This window comes from Arthrobacter sp. NA-172 (assembly GCF_043952055.1).
In the GTDB taxonomy this organism is placed as follows: domain Bacteria; phylum Actinomycetota; class Actinomycetes; order Actinomycetales; family Micrococcaceae; genus Arthrobacter.
The window spans coordinates 784,528-807,377 of sequence record NZ_JBINOT010000001.1; the positions used below are offsets into that span (position 1 = coordinate 784,528).

Consider the following 22,850-nt stretch of genomic DNA (forward strand, 5'->3'; position numbering starts at 1 on the left):
AATCCGCGGATTTGCGGTCGCAGCCGAGGATATCCGTCGACCGGCAATGGAAAACCCCCAACGGAAAACCGGCTTCGGTGAACCCTGCTACCAGCGGCCGTGGCGCGGCTTCGGCTGGCAGACCGGGCAGGTGTATGAGGAACGGTTCATGAATTGCTCGCGTTTGATGACGCCAGGCAGCCCAAGAGCGGCGCAGCGCCTGCATGGTTCGCCCGCCCGGCCGTAGGCATCAAGGGAGCGGGCGAAGTATCCCGAATCTCCATTGACGTTGACATAGAGCGAATCGAAGCTGGTCCCGCCGGCAGCCAGGGCGTCGCCCATGACTTCCTTCGCGGCATCGACGACCCTCAGCGCATCAGCCCGCCGGAGGGTATCCGTCGGCTTGGCATAGTGGAGCTTGGCTCGCCACAGGGCTTCATCGGCGTAGATGTTGCCTATCCCGGAGATGACCACTTGATCCAGCAGTGCGCGTTTGAGCCCGGTCCTACGGCTTTTGACCTTGCGGTAGAAGTCGTCAAACGAAAAATGTGGATCCAGTGGGTCACGGGCAATGTGGGATGCTTCTTCAGCAATTTCCGGCAAGGGCGTCTCACCCTGGCCCCCGGGGCCGCCGTCGCGCGTGGGTATCAGCGAAGTGACAAACAAGCCGCCAAAGATCCGCTGGTCCACGAACCGCAATTCCTCGGGCATGCCCTCGGAGCTGCTGAGGCTGAGACGGACTTTGAGATGCTTCTCGTCGGGAACATCGGGGTCCTGCATGAGTAGTTGCCCGCTCATTCCGAGGTGCGCCATCAGGGCGACGCCGGGCAGGGCGCCGGCACTGTTTTCTGTACTTGCGCCGGCCCTGGTTTCTGTACTTGTTTCTGTACTTGTTTCTGTACTTGCGCCTGTGCTGCGGGGTTCCTCAGTCCGAAGGGGCATCCACAGGAACTTGCCGCGCCGGACAACGTCCAAAACCGTGGAGTTCTCAAGGTTGCCGATGAAGTCCTCGGTGCCGAGCACGTGGCGGCGGATGGATCTGGGGTCCAGGACATCCACGGACGTGATGGTCCGGCCCCGCACCCAGCGCGCCAGGCCACGGCGGACCACTTCGACTTCGGGCAGTTCCGGCATGGTGCCTCAGGCGCTGTGGGCCGGATCAGCAGGGGCACCGGCAGTGGTGTTCAGGGTGGCCTTGGAGTTCAGTGTGGCCTTATTGTCCAGGGTGCGCCAAGCATCTGCGGCAGCTTCCTGCTCCGCTTCCTTCTTGGAGTGACCCGTACCTTTGCCGTAGGGGGTGCCACCGATCTGCAGCACTGCCTGAAAGGTGCGCGCGTGGTCCGGACCGGAGCCCTCCACCGCGTAGTAAATGGATCCAAGCTGACGGCTCGCCGCAAGCTCCTGGATGCTGGTCTTCCAGTCGGTGCCGGCACCAAGGGCTGCGGCGTCCTTCAGCAAGGGACCAACAAGCCGCATGACCAACTGCCGGGCGGTCTCGATGTCATTGGAAAGGTAGGTTGCGCCGATGAGCGCTTCCATGGTGTCCGCGAGAATTGATGCCTTGTTCTTACCGTCGGTGAGCCTTTCGCCCTGCCCGAGGTAGATGAATTCGCCGATGCCGAGGTCCCGGCCAATACCGGCCAAGGCGCGGGTGCTGACGACGGCGGAGCGTCGCTTGGCGAGTTCGCCTTCAGGCAACGACGGGTTGTCCCGGTAGAGGGAATCGGTCACGGAAAAGCCCAGAATGGAGTCGCCAAGAAATTCGAGGCGCTCATTAGTGGGGATCCCACCGTTTTCATACGCGTATGAACGATGTGTCAGAGCAAGACGAAGCGTCTCGGCGTCAATAGAGACACCGAGACGCTTCAGAAGCTCTTCAGTTGAAGACATCCTTTGTCAGCCTACGTGGCGGATTTAGACGTCTGCGACCTTGCGTCCCTTGTATTCAAGGAACAGCGCAGTGCCGGCAGAGTCGGTAACGACCTTTGCCTGGTGCGGCAGGCTGTAAACAACCTGGCCGTTTTCGATGGTCTTGACCAGGTTGGGGGCAGTTGCCTTCCACTGGGCACGGCGGGCGCGTGTATTCGCGCGAGACATTTTCCGCTTGGGAACAGCCACGGCTATCTCATTTCTCTTTTAGTCAACACTTACTAATCAGTTTGCCGGTCAGTCTTAGCCAGTTCAGCTAGGGCAGCCCAGCGAGGATCCAGGACCTCGTGGTGGTGCCCCGGCTCGTCTTCCAGACGCACTCCGCATTCGGAGCAGAGGCCCTGGCAGTCTTCCCGGCACACCGGCTGGAACGGCAGCATGGTTACAACTGCGTCCCGCAACACCGGTTCAAGATCGATTAGATCGTGCTCGACTCGACGTTGCTCTTCATCGTCTTCTCCGTCCGAAAGCTGAACGCCCTCATAGAAGAAAAGTTCTTGCACATTGGCCTCAAGGTCATACGCAAGGGGATTCAGGCATCGTCCGCATTCGCCCTTGATTTCGGCGAACACGGTTCCAGATACCAGAATTCCTTCGTGTACGGCCTCAAGCCTCAGGTCGAGCTCGATATCCGAGCCTTCCTGAACGCCAATGAGTGCCACACCAAGGTCACTTGGCGCGGGTACATGTTCAGTGAGTGTCCGCATGCTTCCTGGACTACGTCCGAGGTCCTTGACGTCCAGCGTCAAAGGCGAACTTACATCTCGCTTAATGAGAACTCCTGTAGAACATATGACCGACGTACCATCTTAGCCTGAACGCGTGAGCGGACTCAAACCGGGCCAATTTCAGCGCGTTCCGCCCGAGGTACCGAACCAGCTTACCCGTTGCGGGGCTCCCCTGTTGCCGACTCGCCAGCCAACAGCCTCTTGAGTACCGACTTGGGCACGAAATCGGAGACATCACCACCCAGAAGCGAGATCTCCTTGATGAGAGTCGAGGACAGATGCAGGTAATGGGCCTCCGCAGGAAGAAATACAGTCTCGACGCCGGCCAACTGGCGGTTCATGGTGGCCATGGGGAGCTCGTAGTCAAAATCGGAGGACGAGCGCAGGCCCTTCACGATCGCCGATATTCCCCGGTGCCTGCAGTATTCAGCCAGCAGGCCCTCCCCCATGGGCTCCACGATGATGCCCCGCAAAGAGGCCAAGGTCTGGCGCGCCATGTCCATGCGTTCTTCCAGGCTGAAGCGGTACTTCTTCGCATAGTTGGTGGACACGGCAACGACAACTTCATCGAACAAGCCGGCGGCCCTTGCGATAACTTCCAGGTGTCCATTGTGGATGGGGTCGAAGGAGCCAGGGCACACTGCGCGTCTCATGGTTCGAACCTACCCCATCCAGAGCCGCGGACACTATGGCGATACCATGGCTGGAATGGCGGGCCGGATGAGCCGGATGCCAGCACCCAGGAAGGCATCCCAACAGTGACGAGCCCGGCCCCTCTCAGCGAGAACCCGTCCGCCGCTCCTGCGCCACGCCCCGCCGTCGGCGCGCCTTGGCAACGTGCCGCCAGCGGCGCCAACCTGCTGTCCCCGGACGGCAGCCTCGGAGTGACCATCTTCGAGGAGATGACCACCCTCGCAATGTCCACCGGGGCCATCGACCTGGGCCAGGGGTTCCCGGACGAGGACGGGCCCGCGGAAATCAAGGCAGCCGCGCAAGCGGCCATCACGTCCGGGGCAAACCAATACGCGCCGGGCAAAGGCACCCCCGAACTTCGCGAGGCCATCGCCGCGCGCCAGGAACGTTTCTACGGGCTGACTCCTGACCCGCAGACCGAGGTCATCGTCACCACCGGGGCCACTGAGGCAATCGCGGCCTCACTGCTCGCATTCATCGAGCCCGGCGACGAGGTCCTGACCTTCGAACCCTTCTATGACTCGTACGGCGCCATCATCGGGCTGGCAGGCGCCAAGCATGTGACCGCTCCCCTGCTTGCGCCGGATTTCATGCCGGACATCGATGCCTTGGAATCCGCATTCAGTGAGCGCACCAAGGTGGTCCTTCTCAACAACCCGCACAATCCCACCGGCGCGGTCTTCCCGCGCGCGGTTCTTGAACGCATCGTCGAACTCGCCGGGAAATACGACGCCGTGATCCTCAGCGATGAAGTCTACGAGCACCTGACTTTCGGAGTGCAGCACCTTCCCATCGCGAGTATTCCGGGTGCCGCAGAACGAAGCATCACAATATCCTCGGCCGGAAAGACGTTCTCTTTCACCGGCTGGAAAATCGGCTGGCTCAGCGGTCCGGAACACCTCGTGGCCGCGATCCGCACTGTCAAACAATTCCTGAGCTACAGCTCCGGCACACCCTTCCAAAGCGCGATCGCCGTGGGCCTGGCTTTGCCGGATGAGTTCTACACCGGCATAGCCGCCACCCTCCAGCACAAGCGGGACATCCTGGCGCAGGGGCTGCAGGCCGCTGGCTTCGGCGTTTACACCCCGCAGGGAACGTACTTCATCAACGTGGATACCGCGCCGCTGGGTATTGAAGACTCCGTGGGCACCTGGCACGTCGGCTGCCAGGCCTGGTGGGGGTCGCCGCCATCCCCGTCCCGGTATTCTGCCACCCCGAAGGTGCGGAACGGACGCGCAGCCTTCTCCGATTCGCGTTCTGCAAAAGGACCGACGTGTTGGAGGAAGCAGCCGCCAGGCTGGCCACCCTGCGGGACAAACTCTGACTGTGACGAGCGATCAAAACCACGAGGGACGCCGTTTCCTGCGGACCACCGGACAGCATGCCGCGATCGAAGCCGCTGCACTGATCGACGGCGCCTACGTGCTGCGAATCGGCGACGCCGAACAGTCCCACGTCAATCTCGCGGACCCGGCAGAGATCTTCTACGAATACCTGCGCCGGATCGGCCATGTAGTGGATCTCGCGGCGCCTCGCGGCCAAGCCATCGCCGCCCTCCACCTGGGTGCCGGGGCGCTGACCCTGGCCCGGTACATCGAAGCGACGAGGCCTGGCTCGGAACAGCACGCGGTGGAACTCGAACGCGAGTTGCTGGACTTCGTACTCCAGAAATTGCCCATGCCGGACGGCACCCGCCTGGCTACGCATATTGGCGACGCACGCGAAACCCTGGCCGAGCTGCCCCGGGAACTCATGTTCGACGTCGTGATCCTGGACATTTTCTCCGGTCCCGAGGCTCCCGCGCATATTGCCTGCCAGGAATTTTACGAGGAAGCCGCGGCGCGCCTGCGGCCTGATGGAGTGTTGATTGTCAACGTAGGCGACGAAGCAGCACTGACGTTGGTTCGCAGCCAGGTCGCCGCGATGCGTCGGGCGATGCCCGACGTGGCTGCCTTCGCCGAGAGCGGCATGTTTGCAGGGCGGTACCCCGGGAACATCATCCTGGTGGGGACGCGATGGCCCTGGCCGGCCGGCTGGACAGCCGAACTTCTGGCGCGGGGGCCGCACCCCGCAGCCGTGTTGAACGGAGTGGAACTGGACCGCATTTCGGACTAGCGCCGCATTTCAAGCTAGGACCGCCCTAGATCGGTTCGGCGAACCAGAGCTTCGTTTCGCCGTATTTCTTCTCGGCGAACCGTTCCAGGGTGTCCGGCCAGTCCGGTTCAGGAGACCGCGACGAACGCTCGACGACCACCACGGCCCCCTCGTCCAGGTGGAAAGCCAGCTTGGCGAGCACTGCTTTGAGGGCGGGCTCGTCCAGCGGGTACGGCGGATCCAGGAACACGAGGTCCCACAGGACGTCGTCCGCCGCCCGTTCAAGGAAAGATTCCACCTTGGAGCGGTGGACAGAAACAGTCCTGCCTCCCAAAACCTGGTTGGCCATATCCGCGTTTCGCTGGCAAACCTCGGACGCGCGGGCATCAAATTCCACGAGTTCGGCCGTTCGCGCGCCCCGGCTGGCGCTTTCGATACCGAGCGAACCCGAGCCGGCATACAAATCCAGAACCCGGGCGTCGTCGAGCGCGTTGAGTGCTTCGAGCCGGGAGAACAAGGCTTCCTTGACGCGATCGGTGGTAGGCCGCGTCGCGTTTCCCGGGACGCTGACCAGCGGGTTGCCGCCGACCACCCCGGCAATGATCCGGCTCACCGGCATTCTCCTGGGGTGTGACGCCCAGGTGCACTGTCCGGCGTGGATTCCTTAGCCGCGTTCAAGGAACGCCTCCTTCTCGGGGTTGAGATATTCGTCAATTGCCGCAGCGAGGGCTTGTTGGCCCTCAAGCAGGGGGTCGTTCGCCACCAGCCATTGGGCGTCGGTGCGGGCGCGGGCGATCACGTCCTCGTGTTCCAAGACCCGCAACAGCTTGAGAGTGGAGCGTCCACCGGATTGCGAGGCACCCAGGATGTCACCTTCGCGGCGCAATTTGAGGTCTTCCTGGGAAAGCTCGAAGCCGTCAGTGGTGGAAGCAACAGCGTCAAGGCGCCTGCGGCTTGGATGACCGGGCTCAAGCGTGGTGACCAACAGGCACGTGCCCGGAAGCCCACCGCGGCCCACGCGCCCACGCAATTGGTGGAGTTGGGAAATGCCGAAGCGATCAGCATCCAGGATCACCATCAGCGTGGCGTTATGGACGTCCACTCCCACCTCGATGACGGTCGTGGACACGAGCAACTGCGTCTGGTTTGCCGTGAACGAGGCCATGGTTTCAGACTTGAGCGCCGGATCCTGCCGTCCATGCAGGGGTTCCACCCGGACGCCGCGTAAAGCGGGCTCCTGACTCAGCGTTTCGACGACGGCTGTCACCGAGGCGAGCTCCCGCGCGGGGCCCTCGTCGGAAAGTTCGGCGTCGCTTGGTTCCGCTTCGCCGGGGCTGAAGTCGCCGTCGTCGTCCTCTCCGATCTTCGGGCAGACGACGTAGACCTGGTGGCCGGCGTCGATCTCTTCCCGAGAGCGTTTCCAGATCCGACCAGCCCAGCCCGGGTTTTCTGCAAGTCCGACGACGTGGGTGGAGATGGGCGCCCGGCCCGCCGGTAGCTCATCCAACACGGACGTTTCGAGGTCGCCAAAGACCGTCATGGCCACAGTGCGCGGAATCGGGGTTGCCGTCATCACCAACACGTGGGGCGGCCGGTTGGCCTTGGCGCGCAGGGCGTCGCGTTGCTCCACCCCGAAGCGGTGCTGCTCATCCACCACGATCAGGCCGAGGTCCTGGAAGGAGGTCTTGTCGCTCAGCAGGGCGTGGGTACCGATCACAATGCCGGCGTTACCCGAAGCTGCGTCGAGCATCGCTTGCTTGCGGGCCGCCGTGGGCATGGAGCCCGTCAGCAAGGTGACCTGGACCGGCCCCGGGCCGCTTCCGGGATCCTGGCCCAGCATCCCGGCACCGCCGAACAAGCCATCACGGGCCAGCGAACCCAAAGTCCGCCGAATGGAGTCAAAGTGCTGGGCCGCAAGGACCTCGGTGGGTGCAAGCAGCGCCGCCTGCCCGCCGGCGTCCACCACCTGCAGCATCGCCCGCAAGGCCACGATCGTCTTTCCGGAACCGACTTCACCCTGCAGGAGACGGTTCATTGGCGAGTCCTGTGCCAGCTCGTGGGAAAGCGTCTTCCCTATCGTTGCCTGGCCGGCAGTCAGCGTGAACGGCAGCTGGCGGTCGAACGACGCAAGGAGGCCATCTGCCACGGGCCTGCGCGCGGTTGCCTCTTCTGCTGCCAGCTGGGCCCGCCTCCGGGCCAAGGCTGTCTGCAGCACCAGGGCTTCTTGGTAGCGGAACCGGTCCCGGGCGCGCTGCCAGTCCGTCGCAGTTTCAGGTGAATGGATCAACCGGTACGCCTGCCTCACCTCAAGGAAGTTCTCCCTTACGGCAATGTCCGCGGGCAACGGATCGGCGATGCTGTCCACATCGATGGTGTCCAGGAGCGTGGTGATCACCTTGTGGATGGACCAGCTGGTGAGCTTCGCGGTGGCCGGGTAGACCGGGATGGGTATGGCTGCAAGCTTCTCCGGGTCGGCAGAGCCGGCAACGTCGGGATCCTCGTCAAGCAACATGAAATCCGGATTGGTCATGCCAAGGGATCCGCCGTAGCGGCTGACCTTTCCGGAAAACATGACCCTGCGCCCGGGTTGGAGTTCGCTGCGGGCACGGAAGCCGTTGAAGAAACTGATCTTCAAGGTTCCGGGAATCTGCTCCCCACTGGCCTCATCCGTGACCACGACGTCCGTCAACGATCCGCGCCTGGCGCGCATTTGCCGGGTGGAATTGGACAGCACCCTGGCGATGAGGGTGGCCTCTTCATCCAAAGGCAGCTTGCTGATGGGAGTCAGCTCCCCGCGGCTGAGGTAGCGGCGAGGAAAGTAGTTCAGCAACTCGCCGACCGTGTCCAAGCCGAGGTGCTTCTCTATGACGGAAGCGGAGCGTTTGCCGATCCTTCGCTCGAGGGGAAGCCGGAGCTCAGGATTCATGCCCGTGCTGGCCTGCCGGGAGGCCAGGGTCGCGGGGCATCGACAGCTGGCTGACGGAGATGTCGGTGGGATCGCCGAGCGAGCGAATGACGGCTACCGCGGTCTCCGCTTCCAGAACATGGACGTGGACACGCCAGCGGTAGCTGATTTCTGCTGCCTCATCGTCATCGTCATCGTCGTCATCCCTGCTGGCCGGGCTTGCCACCTGGCCGACCGTGCCCACCTGGCTCATGATGACCGAGTCGCCGAGTTCATCCAATCGCTGACGCAGGGTGGCAGCGGCCAGGGGTGAGAGGCTGATGGTGCACATGACTTCGACGCCGTCATCGTGCGGCATTCCGGCGTGGATGTGTGGATCCTGCAGGTCATAGCCGTGAAGGCCATCCAGGAAGCTCGTCCTGAAGCGCCTCGCCGAGCACAGCCGAACGCAGGCAATCCAGGATCAACAACATGCCCACCCCGCCCGCGTCTACTACGCGGGCAGCATGCAGCGGAGGAAGCTGATCCTCGGTCCGCACCACGGCTTCCAGCGCGGCATTGACGGCGGCGTCGAGAGCCTGGCCCAATGCCTGGTTGCTGTCATCGCCGTTGTGCGCCGTATCGCATTCGCCCGCGGCCCGTGCGGCAGCTTCGAGGACAGAAAGCATGGTGCCCGGCACCGGCTCGCTCAAAGCTGACCACGCCCGGATCTGGGCTCGGTTCAAGGCTGTGGCCAGCAGGGGCGCGCTCAGCCGGGTGTGCCCGACCAGTGGTTCGGCGGCCGCGCAAAGAAAGACGGCAAAAAGTGTTCCGGAGTTTCCGCGGGCTTGTTCCATGGCCGCCCGGCCTGCCGTGGCCAGGACTGCACCGACGTCGTTTATTGGTTCTTCGCTGCCGGAAATCTCGGCAAATGCCGCAGCAGCGGCGCGGACCGTGAGGTACAGGTTGGTGCCGGTATCGCCATCGGCAACGGGGAAGATATTGATGGCATTGAGCCGGTCGCTATGGTTTCCGAGCGTCGTCTCCGCTTTCCCCAGCCACCGCTTCATGGCGTGCGCATTGGCGGCAATCTTAGTCTGCAAAGTGATCCCATCCCACGGTGTCAGCGGGCATTCCCGCTATCCGGACGCCGGTGTGCTGTCCTTCGGCAACGGCCTGGACTGAGCCTATCGCAGTGAAGCAGGAAGGTAGCTGAACATTTGCTGGAAATGTCGCCAGCAGGCCATGGTCCTCTCCCCCACCAAGAATCCAGTCCATGGGATCACGGCCAAGGAGCGCCGACGCAGCTTCCAAAGGGGCGGCGAGGGACTTGAGCGCTACGGGGTCGAGGTCGAGTGCGACCCCGCTGGCTTCGGCGAGGCGTACGCCGTCGCGTAAAAGCCCGTCGGAAACGTCCATCATGGCGGTTGCTCCGGCTTTGGCACCTTGGGGTCCTGCGGCGAGCGGCGGTTGAGGCCGGCACTGGTTGTCCACGAGCCCGCGCTGGGCTGGATTCAAGTCTCCGAAAGGTACGGTGCTTTCGAGCAGGGCCAAACCGGCGGCCGCGCGGCCAAGTGTTCCAGCAAGCGCCACGGTGTCCCCCGGCCGGGCTCCGGAACGCAAAACGGCGGGAAGCCCGTGCATCGTTCCTATGACTGCGACCGTCACGGCAATTTCCCTGCCGCGGCCCAGATCTCCGCCCGCAACTGAACAATCCGTGGCCCCGAGCCCAACGATGCCGCCGGCCAGGCCATCCGCGAAGTCCTCAACCCACTGCACGGGAGTTGCGGGCGGCATCGTCAAGCTGACGACGAGGGAGAGTGCCGTTCCACCCATCGCGTTGATGTCACTGAGATTCTGCGCTGCCGATTTCCAACCGACGTCATATCCCGTGGTCTTGTAGCCGTTGTTCCACTGCAGGCGGAAGTCCTGGTCCTGCGTCTGGGTGTCAATGGAGATGAGGGTGCGGCCATCGGGAGCGGCGACGACGGCGGCGTCGTCGCCCGGTCCGAGCAGCACGCTGCCGCTGTGGTGTAGTCGCGGAAAAATACGCGCGAGGAGCTCACCTTCGGAGAGTTCGGCGACGGTCTGTTGTTCTGAGGACACAGCTCTACGCTATCGCGAACCGCCGACAACAAAGGGTCCGTCCCCTGGCAGCAGTGGCTTGACTGGCGCGCCTCGACGAGGTGTGGGATGCTGCCCACCCCCGTCCGAACCCCTCCGAATCAGAGTTCGCGTATGCCGCGATAGGCTTGATCAATGCAACAAACGAAACCCGCTGTGTACGTCCGCGCCCTTTGCTCCCTGACGGCCGCCGCGGTTTCGGTACTTACCCTGTCGGCATGCGCCCCGGTAGTAGACGTCCAGCCTGCGGCCGATGCCGCGAATGCTGCCTGCGCGCCCATGATGGTGTCGCTTCCGGACACGATCGGCACCTCCGCGCTGCGGAAGACCAACAGCCAAGCCACCGCCGCATGGGGCGATCCGTCCCTGTTGATCCTGCGTTGCGGCGTCAACGTTCCTGGTCCCACCACGGACCGCTGCGTTACGGTGAACGACGTCGACTGGGTCATCAAGGAGGGCGACCCTGTGTGGACCCTGACCACTTACGGACGCGAGCCCGCCACCGAGATCCTCATGGACCCGAACAAGATCAGCTCCGCCACGGTCCTTGCCGATCTGGCGCCTGCCGCCGCGAAAATCAAGGCCGTCCGCAAATGCGTTGGCCAGCCTGAGCTGCTGCAGAACCTGCCCACAAGCAAGTAGCCCTAACGCAGGCCGGTTTTCCGGTTGAGCGCGAGGTAGATCAGCTCGTCGATCAAATCGGAGTAGTCCAGCCCGGAAGCTGCCCACATCTGCGGATACATGCTCTTGGGCGTGAATCCGGGCATCGTGTTGATCTCGTTGATGATCAGTTCGCCATCGGGTGTGTAGAAAAAGTCAACGCGGCTCAATCCCTCGGCACCGACCGCGTCAAACGCAGCCGCAGCGAGCTCACGGACGCGGGCAATGGCCTCGTCCGGAATATCGGCAGGGCAGCTGAGGGCAGCCGCGCCGTCTTCCACATATTTGGCATTGAAGTCATAGAACGCGTGGTCGCCCGGAGCGACGGCGATTTCGCCCGGCATGGAGGTGCGCGGCGCGTCAGTACCGCGTCCTTCAAGGACGGCGCATTCAATTTCACGGCCAACAATCCCGGCTTCGATGACCAGCTTGAGGTCGTGCCGACGCGCTTCCTCGATGGCAGAGTCCAAACCATCCATCGAATCCACTTTGGAAATACCCATCGATGAGCCGGCGCGTGCGGGCTTCACGAAAACCGGAAAACCGAGACGGTCCACACGTTTGCGCACGGCTTCGGCGTCGTTGCTCCACTCACGGTCGGTGACAGCGACATATGGTCCCACAGTAAGGCCGGCGGCCTCGAAGACGACCTTCATGAAGTGCTTGTCCATCCCGACGGCGGACGCCAGGACTCCGGCTCCCACGTAGCGTGTGTCCGAAAGCTCCAAGAGACCTTGAACGGTGCCGTCTTCACCCCACGGGCCGTGCAGGAGCGGGAACACGACGTCCACGGAACCTAGTTCCTCAGGCACTTCGTTGGGTGCCGTGACGATCAGTTGGTGAGTCCCGCCCACCTCGGCAAGGGTGACGGTCCTGCCGGAAGCTGCCACCTCGGGCAACGCCGAGGCGCTCAGGGACCACTGGCCGATGTCAGCGGAGGGGATCACCCACTGGCCGGACTTCGCGATCCCGATGGGTACGACGTCGTACTTGACCTTGTCGATCGCGCCCATGACTCCGGCAGCCGTCACGCAGCTGACCGCGTGCTCGCTGGAGCGGCCGCCGAAAAGCAAAGCGACGCGCGGCCGACGGCGTTCGGCGGGGTGAGCGGGAGCGGTTCCGGCGGGAGTCGTTCCGGCAGGAGTCGTTCCGGCAGTTCCAGCAATTCCGGCAGTCAAGGATTCTTCGGTCACAGTCAGTAATCGCCTTCGGACTTCAGGGAGCGGGCCAGGAGCCTGGGCCCCAGTTCATCAACGGATAGTTTGCCTTCGAGGACGGCTACCACGGCCGCGGTGATCGGCATTTCGACGCCGAGTTTTCCGGCTAGTTCGTAGACAGCGTACCCGGATTTGATGCCTTCCGCGGTCTGCGTCATGCGCTCGGTCACTTGCTCAAGGGTCAGGCCTTCGCCCAGCAGGCGGCCCGCAGTATGGTTACGGGACAACGGGGAAGAGCAGGTGGCCACAAGGTCTCCCAACCCTGCAAGACCGGCCATCGTGCGCGCTTCCCCGCCCAAGGCAAGGGCCAATCGCGATGTCTCCGCAAGGCCCCGGGTGATCACCGAGGCCTTGGTGTTGTCGCCCATTTGCTTGCCTTCGCAAATGCCGACCGCGAGGGCGATCACGTTTTTCACGATTCCGCCGATTTCGACGCCGACCACGTCGTTGCTCGTGTAAGGGCGGAAGTACGGCGCTGTGCAGGAGTGCGCGATTGCGGAGGCAGTGGCTTCGTCGCTGCATGCCACCACGGAGGCCGTCGGTTCCTGGCGCGCGATTTCCATGGCGAGGTTGGGTCCCGAAACTACGGCCACCCGTTCCTGCGGGATGTCGAGTTCTTCGGAAATGACCTGGCTCATCCGTGAGTCCGTGCCGAGTTCAAGGCCCTTCATGAGGGAGACAACCACGGCCCCCGGGGCAACGAACTGCTTCCACTCGCGAAGCTGCGCACGGAGTGACTGCGCCGGCACGGCGAGAATAACGATTCCTGCACCGAAAAGGACCTTGGCCACGTCTGTTGATGCGGTAATGCATTCAGGCAGCGCGATGTCCTTCAAGTACTGCGCATTACGGTGCTCTGCGTTGATCTGATCAACCACGGCTTCCCGCCGGCCCCAAAGGCGGATGCTGCGTTCCACGCCGGTGGCCATCGCCGCATCGGCGACGACCTTCGCGAACGTCGTCCCCCAGGACTCCGGCCCCCAGCACGGCGACTACCGAGGCGTCGGCCACGAGTGCTTCGCCAGCGGTCACTTCTGACCGTCCGTGCCGTTGCGGTCAATAGATTCCGCGGTTTCGGACCCTCGGCTTTGGAAGCGGCCGTGTTTGGACTGGTTGTGGGCGGCAGGGTCCCAGCGTTCCGTGGGCGGTTCCTCGCCGCGCAAGGTAGCAAGAAGTTCCGTGATGGCGTCCATGATGATGTCGGTCGCCTCCACCAAGGTGGCCCGGTCAAGCGGCCTGCCCTGGAAGGCGCTGAGATCCACCGGGTCGCCCACCAAGACTCGGGAAGTCTTGCGGGGAAAGACATGAAAGCGCTTGGCATACCGCGGGAACACCTCGTGGGCGCCCCACTGGGCAATGGGAACCACGGGCGCACCGGTCTGGATAGCCAGGCGCGCAGCCCCCGTGTGACCCTTCATCGGCCACAAATCCGGGTCACGGGTCAAGGTGCCCTCCGGATAGATGATGATGGCGCCGCCCGCGTCCACCACTTCCTGGGCGGCTTTCAGCGAGCGGTTCGCGCCCGCCGTCGAGCGCTCTACCGGAATCTGGTTCGCGGTGCGCAACAAGCTTCCCAGGACGGGAGTTTTGAAGAGCCCGGCTTTCGCCAGGAAATGCGGCGGACGTTTCATGTTGTAGAGCATGTGCCCCACCACGATAGGGTCGATCTCGGTGCAGTGGTTCGGGGCGGCGATGAAGCCACCTGCGGGGAGCTTTTCAGTCCCCTCCCACTTTTTAGCCATGAGGATGTTCATGAGCGGACGCGCGATTCCCGCGAGAACGGCGAACATCGCACGGCTCTGGGCCGATTCCTTCAAGGTGTCCCCCGTTATTTAGAGTCGGTGAGGTCGAAATCGGCGCCGAGTCCGGCGAGCTTTTCGGTAAAGCGTTCGTAGCCACGGTTGATGATGTCGATCCCGGTCACCCTGGACGTACCGGTCGCGGCAAGGGCCGCGATGAGGTGACTGAATCCGCCGCGGAGGTCCGGGATATCGATGTCGGTGCCCCTGAGGGGGGTGGGCCCGGAGATGACGGCGGAATGCAGGAAGTTGCGCTGCCCGAATCGGCACGGCACGCTGCCGAGGCATTCGCGGTGGACCTGGATGGTTGCGCCCATGCGGGTCAGGGCATCGGTGAAGCCAAAACGGTTTTCGTACACGGTTTCGTGCACGATCGACACGCCTTCGGCCTGGGTCAGGGCGACCACCAAGGGCTGCTGCCAGTCGGTCATGAAACCAGGGTGCACATCTGTTTCGAGGACGAGCGGAGTGAGCTTGCCACCCGGGTGGTAGAAACGGATGCCGTCCTCGCGGATGTCCATGCCGCCGCCCACCTTGCGGTAGGTGTTCAGGAAAGTCATCATGTCGCGCTGCGATGCGCCTTCCACGAAGATGTCTCCACGGGTCACGAGCGCGGCAGACGCCCATGAGGCAGATTCGTTGCGATCGGGAAGGGCACGGTGGTCGTAGCCGCCCAGGCCCTTGACGCCTTCGATCCTGATGGTGCGGTCCGTCTGGACGCTGATGATGGCGCCCATCTTCTGCAGGACTGCGATGAGATCGATGATTTCCGGTTCCGTGGCGGCACCGCTGAGTTCGGTGATTCCCTCGGCGCGCGTGGCGCTCAACAGGACCTGTTCCGTGGCTCCCACCGAAGGGTACGGAAGGGAGATCTTGGCACCATGAAGTCCCTTCGGAGCCGAAATGTGGATGCCGCCCGGACGCTTTTCAACGACGGCGCCGAACTGGCGGAGTACGTTCAGGTGGTAGTCAATGGGGCGGTCGCCGATCTTGCAGCCACCGAGGTCTGGAATGAACGCTTCGCCGATGGCATGGATCAGGGGCCCGCACAGCAGGATCGGGATACGCGAATCCCCGGCATGGGCGTCGATTGCAGTGCTGGAAGCCGTTTTGGCGTTCTGCGGATCCAGGGTGAGGTCGCCAGTGACGGGATCCTTCTGGACAGTCACGCCATGGAGCTGCAACAGGCTGGTGACCACCTCCACGTCCTTGATCTCCGGGACGTTCCGCAGCACCGAGGGTTCGTTGCCGAGGAGCGAAGCCACCATGGCCTTGGGAACAAGGTTCTTGGCACCTCTGACGGTGACGCGGCCGGTCAAGGGGACGCCGCCGCGGATTGTCAGGACACTACTCATCTATACCGGTTTCCTCACGAGTTGATGCCCCCACACTTACGAAGGCTCCAGCTAAGCATAAAAGCTGACGTTACCGATTCGAAATGCGGGTGCATGGCTGATCCCGGAATTTCGCACGAGAAAGGGCTCGGCGCACCCTAAAAGGACCTACGCACCCGCTTATGATCCACGCACCTCGGGAGGACCGGGACGCCCGTTCGTGCTGGGGCCCCGGTCCTTAGCCGGTGCCATCAGTGACGTGAGCGAGCCTTGCGTGGCCCGTTCGTTCCCGTTGTCGGCGGGAGTTTTCCACATACGACGACGGCGGACTGGCCTCACGCTGCAACGCGCCTGAGGCTGGAGGCATGCTTCCCTTCCATCCTGATCCCTGAGTGACCCCGCATACCAACCCCGACGACGATCATGGAGCGCGCACTGTCGTGAGAATGGCCCGGCGCGGGGAACTGGTCCGGATCCGCCGGGGGACTGTACCTTCCGGCCAGCCGTTGGGTGGAGCTTGAGCCATGGGAGCAGTTCCGCACCCGGATCCAGGGCAGTCAACGACGCTGCTCGCACGCCGCCAGTCTTCTGCAATCAATCGGCCGCTGCATTGTGGAACCTTCCGCTCATCGAGGTGCCCCAGGAAGTAGACCTTGGTCAGGCCGGGCCCCGGTGGCGGCAGGTCGCGGAACGGCATCAGGCGCCGCCTGGGCGACCCGGAAACTTGTGAGGTTGTGATTCTGGACGGTCTGCATGTTACCTCGATGGACCAGACCGTCCGGGACCTGGCCGCCTTGCTGCCCTTCGCGGGATCCTTGCCAGCCGGGGACCGTGCTGCTTTGTTCTGGAAACGATCAGGGCGGACGTCTGAGGAATTCGGCAAAAGCGTCCTGACCCAGCTCGCTGCGCTCAGCAAAGCCAAGCAGCGACGGGTGCACAACGTCCTCCAGGCGACGCACCCAAAAAGGACCGGGGCACCCGTTCGTTCGGGAGCCCCGGTCCTTCCACGGTGCTGAATTGCCTGCGGCCTGCCCGGCGTTCGGCTGCCCAAGGGGGGTCGCGGGCCTACTGGGTCCGGGCTGGCAAGGTCTTCGGCTTGAACGAGGGCCGCGTAGCCTCGTAGGCCGTGATGTCTTCCTCATGCTGGAGCGTCAGGCCGATGTCATCGAGGCCCTCCAGGAGGCGCCAGCGCGTGTAGTCGTCTATTTCGAACGGTGCCACCACGTTGCCGCATTCAACGGTCTTGGACACGAGGTCCACCTTGACCTCGGTGCCGGGAGCATTTTCCAACACCTTCCAGATGAGTTCGATGTCGTCCTGGGCAAGCTCGGCCGCGAGAAGGCCCTGCTTCCCCGAGTTTCCGCGGAAGATATCCGCAAATCGGGAGGACAACACGGCTTTGAAGCCGTAGTCCTTGAGGGCCCAGACTGCGTGTTCCCGCGATGAACCGGTGCCAAAGTCGGGGCCGGCAACCAACACTGAGCCCGCGCTGAACGGTTCCTGGTTCAGGATGAAGGACGGGTCCTTGCGCCAGGCTGAGAACAGGGCGTCTTCGAAGCCTGTACGCGTAATGCGCTTCAGGTACACAGCCGGAATGATCTGGTCCGTGTCAACATTGCTTTGGCGCAGCGGAACACCGATGCCGGTGTGGGTGGTGAACTTTTCCATGAGGGTCCTCCTAGACGGCGTCGGTGGCGGTGGATGCGGAGACGAAGGCGGGCTCCAGGTCCGACGGCGAGCTGAGCGTCCCGCGCACTGCGGTGGCTGCAGCGACCACCGGCGAAACCAAGTGCGTGCGGCCGCCCTTGCCCTGGCGTCCTTCGAAGTTGCGGTTCGAGGTGGAGGCGCAACGCTCCCCCGGTTCGAGCTGGTCGGGGTTCATGCCCAGGCACATGGAGCAACCGGCAAAGCGCCACTCGGCACCGAATTCCTTGAACACCTTGTCCAGGCCTTCGGCTTCGGCCTCGAGGCGGACGCGTGCCGAGCCGGGAACCACCAGCATGCGCACCTTGGGATCCTTTTCCCTGCCGCGGATAACATCGGCCGCGGCACGGAGGTCCTCGATGCGGGAGTTGGTGCAGGAACCGAGGAAGACCGTGTCCACCCGGATGTCCTTCATGGGCGTGCCGGCCTCAAGACCCATGTACTGCAGCGCGCGTTCGGCCGCCAGCTTGGCGTTCTCGTCACCGAAGTCCGCGGGGAACGGCACTGCTTCGTTGAGCGAAATACCCTGACCCGGGTTGGTCCCCCAGGTCACGAACGGCTCCAGGGTATCGGCGTCGAGCTCCACCTCGACGTCGAAAGTGGCGTCGTCGTCGGTGTGCAGCGTGTTCCAGTATTCGACGGCGGCATCCCACGCTTCACCCTGGGGCGCATGCGGGCGGCCATCCATGTAGTCGTACGTGGTGTGGTCCGGAGCTACCAAGCCCGCGCGGGCACCAGCTTCGATGGACATGTTGCAGATGGTCATGCGGGCATCCATGGAAAGCGCCCGGATGGCCGAGCCCCGGTACTCCAGGACATAGCCCTGGCCGCCGCCGGTGCCGATCTTGGCGATGACCGCCAGGATGATGTCCTTGGCCGACACACCAGGGCGCAGGGTGCCCTCAACGTTGATGGCCATGGTCTTGAACGGTTTGAGGGACAGCGTCTGGGTGGCCATGACGTGTTCCACCTCGGAGGTGCCAATGCCCATGGCGAGCGCACCGAATGCTCCGTGCGTCGACGTGTGGGAATCGCCACAGACAACGGTCATGCCGGGCTGCGTGAGGCCCAGCTGCGGTCCGACCACGTGCACGATTCCCTGCTCAGCGTCGCCGAGTGAGTGCAGCCGGACACCAAACTCCTCGCAGTTGTTGCGCAAGGTCTGGATCTGGGTGCGGCTCGTGAGATCGGCAATCGGCTTGTCGATGTCCAGCGTGGGGGTGTTGTGATCCTCGGTCGCGATGGTGAGGTCCGGCCGGCGCAAGGGACGCCCGGCCAGACGCAGGCCTTCAAAGGCCTGGGCGAGGTCACTTCATGCACGAGATGCAGGTCGATAAACAGAAGATCGGGCTGGGCGTTGGCTCCTTCGCCTTCGCCCTTACGCACCACGTGCGCATCCCAAACTTTCTCGGCCAGTGTCTTTCCCACGGCCTGCTCCCTTCACTGCGGTTGGCTTGACTACTTCCACTGAACAACAGCGATCCGAAGTACGCCAGCGAAACAACTTGCATCTCAGATATTGAGACGGCAATATCATCACATGGACAATTCTAGTGGAGTCGGCGTCATCGATAAAGCGGCCCAGGTGCTCGACGCACTTGAGGCGGGGCCCACCACCCTCGCACAACTTGTGGCAGCAACCGGGCTGGCCCGCCCCACTGTGCACCGGCTGGCGTTGGCTCTGGTGCACCACCGCCTCGTCAGCCGTGACATCCAGGGCCGCTTTGTGCTGGGCAGCCGCCTTGTCGAGCTTGCTTCGGCGGCCGGCGAAGACAGGCTTATCGCTTCGGCCGGACCCGTCCTCATCCAACTCCGGGATGCGACCGGAGAAAGCGCCCAGATTTTCCGACGCCAGGGCGACTGGCGCGTCTGCGTTGCCTCGGCCGAACGCCCGATCGGCCTGCGGGACACCATTCCCGTGGGCACCCAGCTCTCGATGAAGGCCGGCTCCGCCGCCCAGATCCTGCTGGCATGGGAAGACCACGACCGCCTTCTGGACGGACTTCAGAATGCCCGGTTCACGCCGACCGTCTTGGCAGGAGTACGACGCCGGGGCTGGGCTCAGAGCCTCGGCGAACGCGAGCCTGGAGTCGCCTCGGTTTCCGCCCCGGTGCGCGGACCTTCCGGACGGGTTATCGCCGCGGTGTCCATCTCGGGCCCCATCGAGCGCCTGACCCGCCAGCCGGGACGCCTCCACGCGGAGGTTGTGTGCAGTGCCGCCCGCGTACTGACCGAGGCCCTGCGCAAGAACAACGACTGACCCGTTTCTCCAAAGGTAGGGTGGGCCGCCTGCCATTTATGGTCGGGCCGCCACTCAAGCGCCCCCACCACGCAGCCCCTCCCGCGACACAAAAGGACGTGCGTTCCAGACCTGCCCCTTTCGCCGTCATATCCGCAGCACTATTGACTGAAAATTCAGTCAGGATTATGGTTGTGGAACACATCACCGTGATGTAGCTCACGAAAGGGCTTGCCATGATCAGCACGCGCATTCGCAAAGACGCGAATTCCGCCGGTGCCGCATCCGCGCACAAAGACAGCTTCGGCCGGGTCGAATCGGCCGGCATTGAGTTCATTCCCGACGCGGAACGCACTTCCCGCCCCCGGAACCTGTTCACCGTGTTCTTCGGCGGGAACTTCGCGTTCTCCGTCATCGTCTTCGGTTGGCTCCCCATCACTTTCGGCCTCGACTTCGTAGGAGCGGCCACCGCGAGCCTCACCGGACTCCTCCTGGGCACTCTCCTGATCGGCCCGCTCGCCCTCCTCGGCCCACGAACCGGCACCAACAACACCGTCTCCAGCGCCGCCCACTTCGGCACCCGCGGCCGGTTGATCGGATCAGGGCTGACCCTGCTGTTCGCCTTGGCCTATGCGGCCATTGCCGTCTGGACCTCCGGCGATGCGCTCGTCGCCGCCGCCCAACGCCTGCTGGGAGTCCCTGTCGACGGCGTCACGCTCGCCATCGGCTACGCCGTGATTTCGGTAGAAATCGTCCTTGTGGCACTCTTCGGGCACGGCACCGTGGTGGCCATGCAAAAGTTCGTGGCGCCCGTGGTCGGCATTCTGCTGCTGATCGGAGTTTTCGCCTTCGCGCCCACCTTCAGCCCCACAACAGTCGACGCCACATACCTCCTCGGCGACTTCTGGCCCACCTGGATTCTGTCCGTGGTGATCTCCATTGGCGGCCCCCTCTCCTATGCGCCGACGTTGGGCGACTACAGCCGGCGTATCTCCAGCACACGGTATTCGGACCGCTCCGTCATGGGTTCCGCATGCCTGGGCGTCTTCCTCGGCCTGTTCGTCACTGCACTCTTCGGCGCATTCACTGCCTCGGCCATCCCGGAGCTGGGCGGATCCTACGTTGCGGACCTCGTACGGTCCTCGCCGGCCTGGTACCTGCTGCCCATCCTCATCATCGCGCTGGCCGGTGGCCTCGGCCAGGGCGTGCTCAACCTCTATGCAAGCGGCCTGGACCTCGAAGCCCTGTTCCCCCGGCTTCGGCGTATCCACACCACCCTCATTACGTCGGTGATCGCCGTCGGGCTCCTCTACGTCGGGGTCTTTGTTTTCAATGCGGTGGATTCCATCACGGCGATGACGCTGGTCCTCAACGGCTTCGCGGGACCTTGGGTGGCCATCAACGTCCTGGGCTTCCTGGTGGCGCGGCGAGGAAAATACTACGCCGGCGACCTGCAGCTTTTCCGGGCCAGCGGCCCTCGGGGACGCTACTGGTTCAGCAATGGGTGGAACCTGCGTGCAGTGATCCCCTGGGCTGTGGGTTCGCTGTTCGGGGTCCTCGCGACCGACACTTCCCTCTACACGGGCCCCCTCTCGCAGCTCGCCGGCGGGATCGACCTCAGCTTCATCGGGTCAACGGCGATTGGCGCCGTCGGGTACCTGCTCGCGCTCCGGCTCTGGCCCGAACCGGCCGCCGCCCCGGCCGAGGCCTCAGCGGAGAACGGTGATCAGGCATTAGTGTCAAATCATGAGTGAAAAACTAGCCAGGATCCTCACTGCCGCGACCACCTGCATCGCCAGGAACGGGGTCCGGGGAATGCGGGTCAATGACGTGGCCGCGGAGGCCGGGGTGTCGCCGGGGCTGCTCTACTACCACTTCACGGACCGTGCCGGCCTGCTTGCCGCAACGCTTGACCACATCAATAAGCAGGTCGGGAAGGACGACGCCGCCCCCTCCCCCGACGTCGAAAGCCGCACCAAGCATTACCGCCACCTTCTCCTGGACGAGGTCAAGGACGATCCCGACGTGCGCCGGAATTCGGTGGCATGGAACGAACTGAGGGCTTGCTCCATCTTCGAACATGACATCGCAGAACCCCTCTCCCGGACCACTGCTGAATGGAACCGGGAAATCGCCCAGGCCATCGCTGCCGCCCACGAAGGCTTCAGCGAGGACAGGGCTGCCATCAGCGCAGAGATCCTCACGAGCTTGGTGGAAGGCATCTCCGGCCGCTGGCTCAATGGCTTCATCACCACAGAGCACGCGCGCTCCTTGATCACCACGGCGATCGAATCTCTCACCGCCGCCATCAGCCCCGCGCCAGCCCCGTTATAGGGTTGGCGCATGAACAGCTTTGCTGTATTCCTGCGCGGCATCAACGTGGGCGGGATCAACATCAAGATGGCCGATCTCAAAGCGGCCCTCAAGGGATACCCATTCACTGACGTCAAAACCCTGCTCGCCAGCGGCAACGTGGTTCTCCAAAGTGAGCTTGACGTAGCGGGAGTCAAAAAGCAGTTTGAAAAGTGCTTGAGGGAAGCATTCGGTTACGACGCCTGGGTGGTTGTTTTGACCGCCGAAAGAGTTGCCGAACTAGTGGAGGCCTGCCCTTACCCGGCCGACGACAAAACCACGCACAGCTACATCACTCTTGCGTCGGACACGGCGATGCTGGACGAACTGTTCGACGCAGGCACGGCCCTCGGCAGCCCTGGCGAGGGCGGCGTGGAACACGTCAGGCTGGGCGCGGAAGCCTCAGCCTGGCTCGCTCCGGCGGGAGGCACCTTGGACAGCCCGTTCAGCAAACTTGCTTCGAAGGCCCGCTACAAGGCGAGCACCACTACCCGGAACCTGCGCACGCTCATCAAGGTAAGAGACGCCGCAGGAGCCCTCCAAAAGGACAACACCTAGGCGTTCCGAGCGGACCTCTAGGAGTTGACGTGAATTGGGCGTGACAAGCAAAAAAGAATCCCCCGGAACCTGTTGGTTCCGGGGGATTCATCTTGTGACCCCAGCGGGATTCGAACCCGCGTTACCGCCGTGAGAGGGCAGCGTACTAGGCCGCTATACGATGGGGCCGTGCACTTTGAAAGCAATACTTTTCAATATCGCAGTTTTTGAATGCCGCTTCCGGCATTCAAGCTGAATGATTGTTTCATACATTCACCTTCGTTTCAAAACGGCGAACCGTTTGAAACTCCCGAATTCCCGCGCAATTAGGCGGATTATTCAGAGCTGGGATACCAGGACTCGAACCTAGAATGACGGTACCAGAAACCGTAGTGTTGCCAATTACACCATATCCCATGGGCGCTTTTAGGCCGGATTCGATGGCCTAAACCTTCGCTCCGTGCCCCTCAGCACGAGTAATTACTTTACCCGAGACTTTCGATGCGCACAAATCGAGCGCGCCAGTCCGCGAGCAACGCCACCTCCAACGATCCGACCAAGATCGCGAAAACCCTTG

19 protein-coding genes, 2 tRNA genes and 4 pseudogenes are annotated in these 22,850 nt (G+C 63.2%); 8 read left to right on the top strand and 17 right to left on the bottom strand.

Annotation, left to right across the window (positions count from 1 at the left end; all coding sequences use genetic code 11):
• Positions 1-87: 87 nt before the first annotated feature.
• The 5 genes from mutM to coaD form a co-directional block, all read right to left on the bottom strand.
• Positions 88-1,113, bottom strand: coding sequence for a bifunctional DNA-formamidopyrimidine glycosylase/DNA-(apurinic or apyrimidinic site) lyase (mutM, locus tag ACF0H6_RS03960; protein ID WP_395248540.1), 1,026 nt, complete (start codon positions 1,111-1,113; stop codon positions 88-90).
• Positions 1,114-1,119: 6 nt separating this feature from the next.
• Positions 1,120-1,869, bottom strand: coding sequence for a ribonuclease III (gene rnc, locus ACF0H6_RS03965; RefSeq protein WP_395248541.1), 750 nt, complete (start codon positions 1,867-1,869; stop codon positions 1,120-1,122).
• Positions 1,870-1,893: 24 nt separating this feature from the next.
• Positions 1,894-2,097 (bottom strand): 50S ribosomal protein L32, encoded by a 204-nt coding sequence (gene rpmF, locus ACF0H6_RS03970; RefSeq protein ID WP_028264646.1) that lies wholly within the window; start codon positions 2,095-2,097, stop codon positions 1,894-1,896.
• Between the two features lie 32 nt (positions 2,098-2,129).
• Positions 2,130-2,657 carry a YceD family protein gene (locus ACF0H6_RS03975; protein ID WP_395248542.1) on the bottom strand — a complete coding sequence of 176 codons (528 nt, stop codon included), beginning with the start codon at positions 2,655-2,657 and terminating at the stop codon, positions 2,130-2,132.
• Between the two features lie 131 nt (positions 2,658-2,788).
• The gene (gene coaD, locus ACF0H6_RS03980; RefSeq protein WP_395248543.1) at positions 2,789-3,289 is read right to left on the bottom strand and encodes a pantetheine-phosphate adenylyltransferase; all 501 of its coding nucleotides are present in this window, start codon (positions 3,287-3,289) and stop codon (positions 2,789-2,791) included.
• Positions 3,290-3,538: 249 nt separating this feature from the next.
• Between coaD and ACF0H6_RS03985 the strand changes: the two are divergent.
• Together ACF0H6_RS03985 and ACF0H6_RS03990 are read left to right on the top strand one after the other, a co-directional pair.
• Positions 3,539-4,653: pseudogene (locus ACF0H6_RS03985) on the top strand (aminotransferase class I/II-fold pyridoxal phosphate-dependent enzyme).
• 2 nt (positions 4,654-4,655) lie between these two features.
• The gene (locus ACF0H6_RS03990; protein WP_395248544.1) at positions 4,656-5,444 is read left to right on the top strand and encodes a spermidine synthase; all 789 of its coding nucleotides are present in this window, start codon (positions 4,656-4,658) and stop codon (positions 5,442-5,444) included.
• Positions 5,445-5,469: 25 nt separating this feature from the next.
• Here ACF0H6_RS03990 and rsmD read toward each other — a convergent pair whose 3' ends face one another.
• The 4 genes and pseudogenes from rsmD to thiL form a co-directional block, all read right to left on the bottom strand.
• Complete coding sequence (rsmD, locus tag ACF0H6_RS03995; RefSeq protein ID WP_395248545.1) at positions 5,470-6,036, bottom strand: 16S rRNA (guanine(966)-N(2))-methyltransferase RsmD; 567 nt, start codon at positions 6,034-6,036, stop codon at positions 5,470-5,472.
• Positions 6,037-6,087: 51 nt separating this feature from the next.
• Positions 6,088-8,349 carry an ATP-dependent DNA helicase RecG gene (locus tag ACF0H6_RS04000; RefSeq protein WP_395248546.1) on the bottom strand — a complete coding sequence of 754 codons (2,262 nt, stop codon included), beginning with the start codon at positions 8,347-8,349 and terminating at the stop codon, positions 6,088-6,090.
• A pseudogene (locus ACF0H6_RS04005) lies at positions 8,339-9,377 on the bottom strand (DAK2 domain-containing protein). The gene ACF0H6_RS04000 and the pseudogene ACF0H6_RS04005 overlap by 11 nt, the downstream one beginning before the upstream one ends.
• A gap of 22 nt (positions 9,378-9,399) precedes the next feature.
• A complete protein-coding gene (gene thiL, locus ACF0H6_RS04010) occupies positions 9,400-10,413 on the bottom strand; it encodes a thiamine-phosphate kinase (RefSeq protein ID WP_395248547.1) in 1,014 nt (337 codons plus the stop codon).
• Between the two features lie 153 nt (positions 10,414-10,566).
• Here thiL and ACF0H6_RS04015 point away from each other — a divergent pair, with 153 nt between their 5' ends.
• The gene (locus tag ACF0H6_RS04015; RefSeq protein WP_395248548.1) at positions 10,567-11,073 is read left to right on the top strand and encodes a DUF3515 family protein; all 507 of its coding nucleotides are present in this window, start codon (positions 10,567-10,569) and stop codon (positions 11,071-11,073) included.
• A gap of 2 nt (positions 11,074-11,075) precedes the next feature.
• On the opposite strand, the gene ACF0H6_RS04020 is transcribed toward ACF0H6_RS04015, so the two are convergent.
• The 4 genes and pseudogenes from ACF0H6_RS04020 to murA form a co-directional block, all read right to left on the bottom strand.
• Positions 11,076-12,284 carry a D-alanine--D-alanine ligase family protein gene (locus tag ACF0H6_RS04020; protein WP_395248549.1) on the bottom strand — a complete coding sequence of 403 codons (1,209 nt, stop codon included), beginning with the start codon at positions 12,282-12,284 and terminating at the stop codon, positions 11,076-11,078.
• A gap of 2 nt (positions 12,285-12,286) precedes the next feature.
• Positions 12,287-13,340, bottom strand: a pseudogene (locus tag ACF0H6_RS04025) (NAD(P)H-dependent glycerol-3-phosphate dehydrogenase).
• Positions 13,337-14,125 (bottom strand): lysophospholipid acyltransferase family protein, encoded by a 789-nt coding sequence (locus ACF0H6_RS04030; RefSeq protein ID WP_395248550.1) that lies wholly within the window; start codon positions 14,123-14,125, stop codon positions 13,337-13,339. The pseudogene ACF0H6_RS04025 and the gene ACF0H6_RS04030 overlap by 4 nt, the downstream one beginning before the upstream one ends.
• Positions 14,126-14,136: 11 nt before the next feature.
• Complete coding sequence (murA, locus tag ACF0H6_RS04035) at positions 14,137-15,462, bottom strand: UDP-N-acetylglucosamine 1-carboxyvinyltransferase (RefSeq protein WP_395248551.1); 1,326 nt, start codon at positions 15,460-15,462, stop codon at positions 14,137-14,139.
• A 743-nt stretch (positions 15,463-16,205) separates the two neighbouring features.
• Between murA and ACF0H6_RS04040 the strand changes: the two genes are divergently transcribed.
• A complete protein-coding gene (locus tag ACF0H6_RS04040) occupies positions 16,206-16,457 on the top strand; it encodes a hypothetical protein (protein WP_395248552.1) in 252 nt (83 codons plus the stop codon).
• Between the two features lie 49 nt (positions 16,458-16,506).
• Here the strand turns inward: ACF0H6_RS04040 and leuD are convergent, their stop codons facing one another.
• Together leuD and leuC are read right to left on the bottom strand one after the other, a co-directional pair.
• Positions 16,507-17,109 carry a 3-isopropylmalate dehydratase small subunit gene (gene leuD, locus ACF0H6_RS04045; RefSeq protein WP_395248553.1) on the bottom strand — a complete coding sequence of 201 codons (603 nt, stop codon included), beginning with the start codon at positions 17,107-17,109 and terminating at the stop codon, positions 16,507-16,509.
• Between the two features lie 10 nt (positions 17,110-17,119).
• Positions 17,120-18,573, bottom strand: a pseudogene (gene leuC, locus ACF0H6_RS04050) (3-isopropylmalate dehydratase large subunit).
• Positions 18,574-18,685: 112 nt separating this feature from the next.
• Here leuC and ACF0H6_RS04055 point away from each other — a divergent pair.
• From ACF0H6_RS04055 to ACF0H6_RS04070, 4 genes are all read left to right on the top strand, one after another.
• A complete protein-coding gene (locus tag ACF0H6_RS04055; RefSeq protein ID WP_395248554.1) occupies positions 18,686-19,405 on the top strand; it encodes an IclR family transcriptional regulator in 720 nt (239 codons plus the stop codon).
• Between the two features lie 215 nt (positions 19,406-19,620).
• Entirely contained in the window at positions 19,621-21,138 is a 1,518-nt protein-coding gene (locus ACF0H6_RS04060) for a purine-cytosine permease family protein (protein WP_395248555.1), read from the top strand.
• Positions 21,131-21,718: a TetR/AcrR family transcriptional regulator gene (locus ACF0H6_RS04065; protein WP_395248556.1), complete on the top strand. Its 588-nt coding sequence runs from the start codon at positions 21,131-21,133 to the stop codon at positions 21,716-21,718. Before ACF0H6_RS04060 ends, ACF0H6_RS04065 begins: the two co-directional genes overlap by 8 nt.
• A gap of 9 nt (positions 21,719-21,727) precedes the next feature.
• Positions 21,728-22,294: a DUF1697 domain-containing protein gene (locus ACF0H6_RS04070; RefSeq protein ID WP_395248557.1), complete on the top strand. Its 567-nt coding sequence runs from the start codon at positions 21,728-21,730 to the stop codon at positions 22,292-22,294.
• A gap of 95 nt (positions 22,295-22,389) precedes the next feature.
• Here ACF0H6_RS04070 and ACF0H6_RS04075 read toward each other — a convergent pair.
• Positions 22,390-22,462, bottom strand: a tRNA-Glu gene (locus ACF0H6_RS04075).
• Between the two features lie 156 nt (positions 22,463-22,618).
• Positions 22,619-22,690: transfer RNA gene (locus ACF0H6_RS04080), tRNA-Gln, on the bottom strand.
• Between the last annotated feature and the right edge of the window lie 160 nt (positions 22,691-22,850).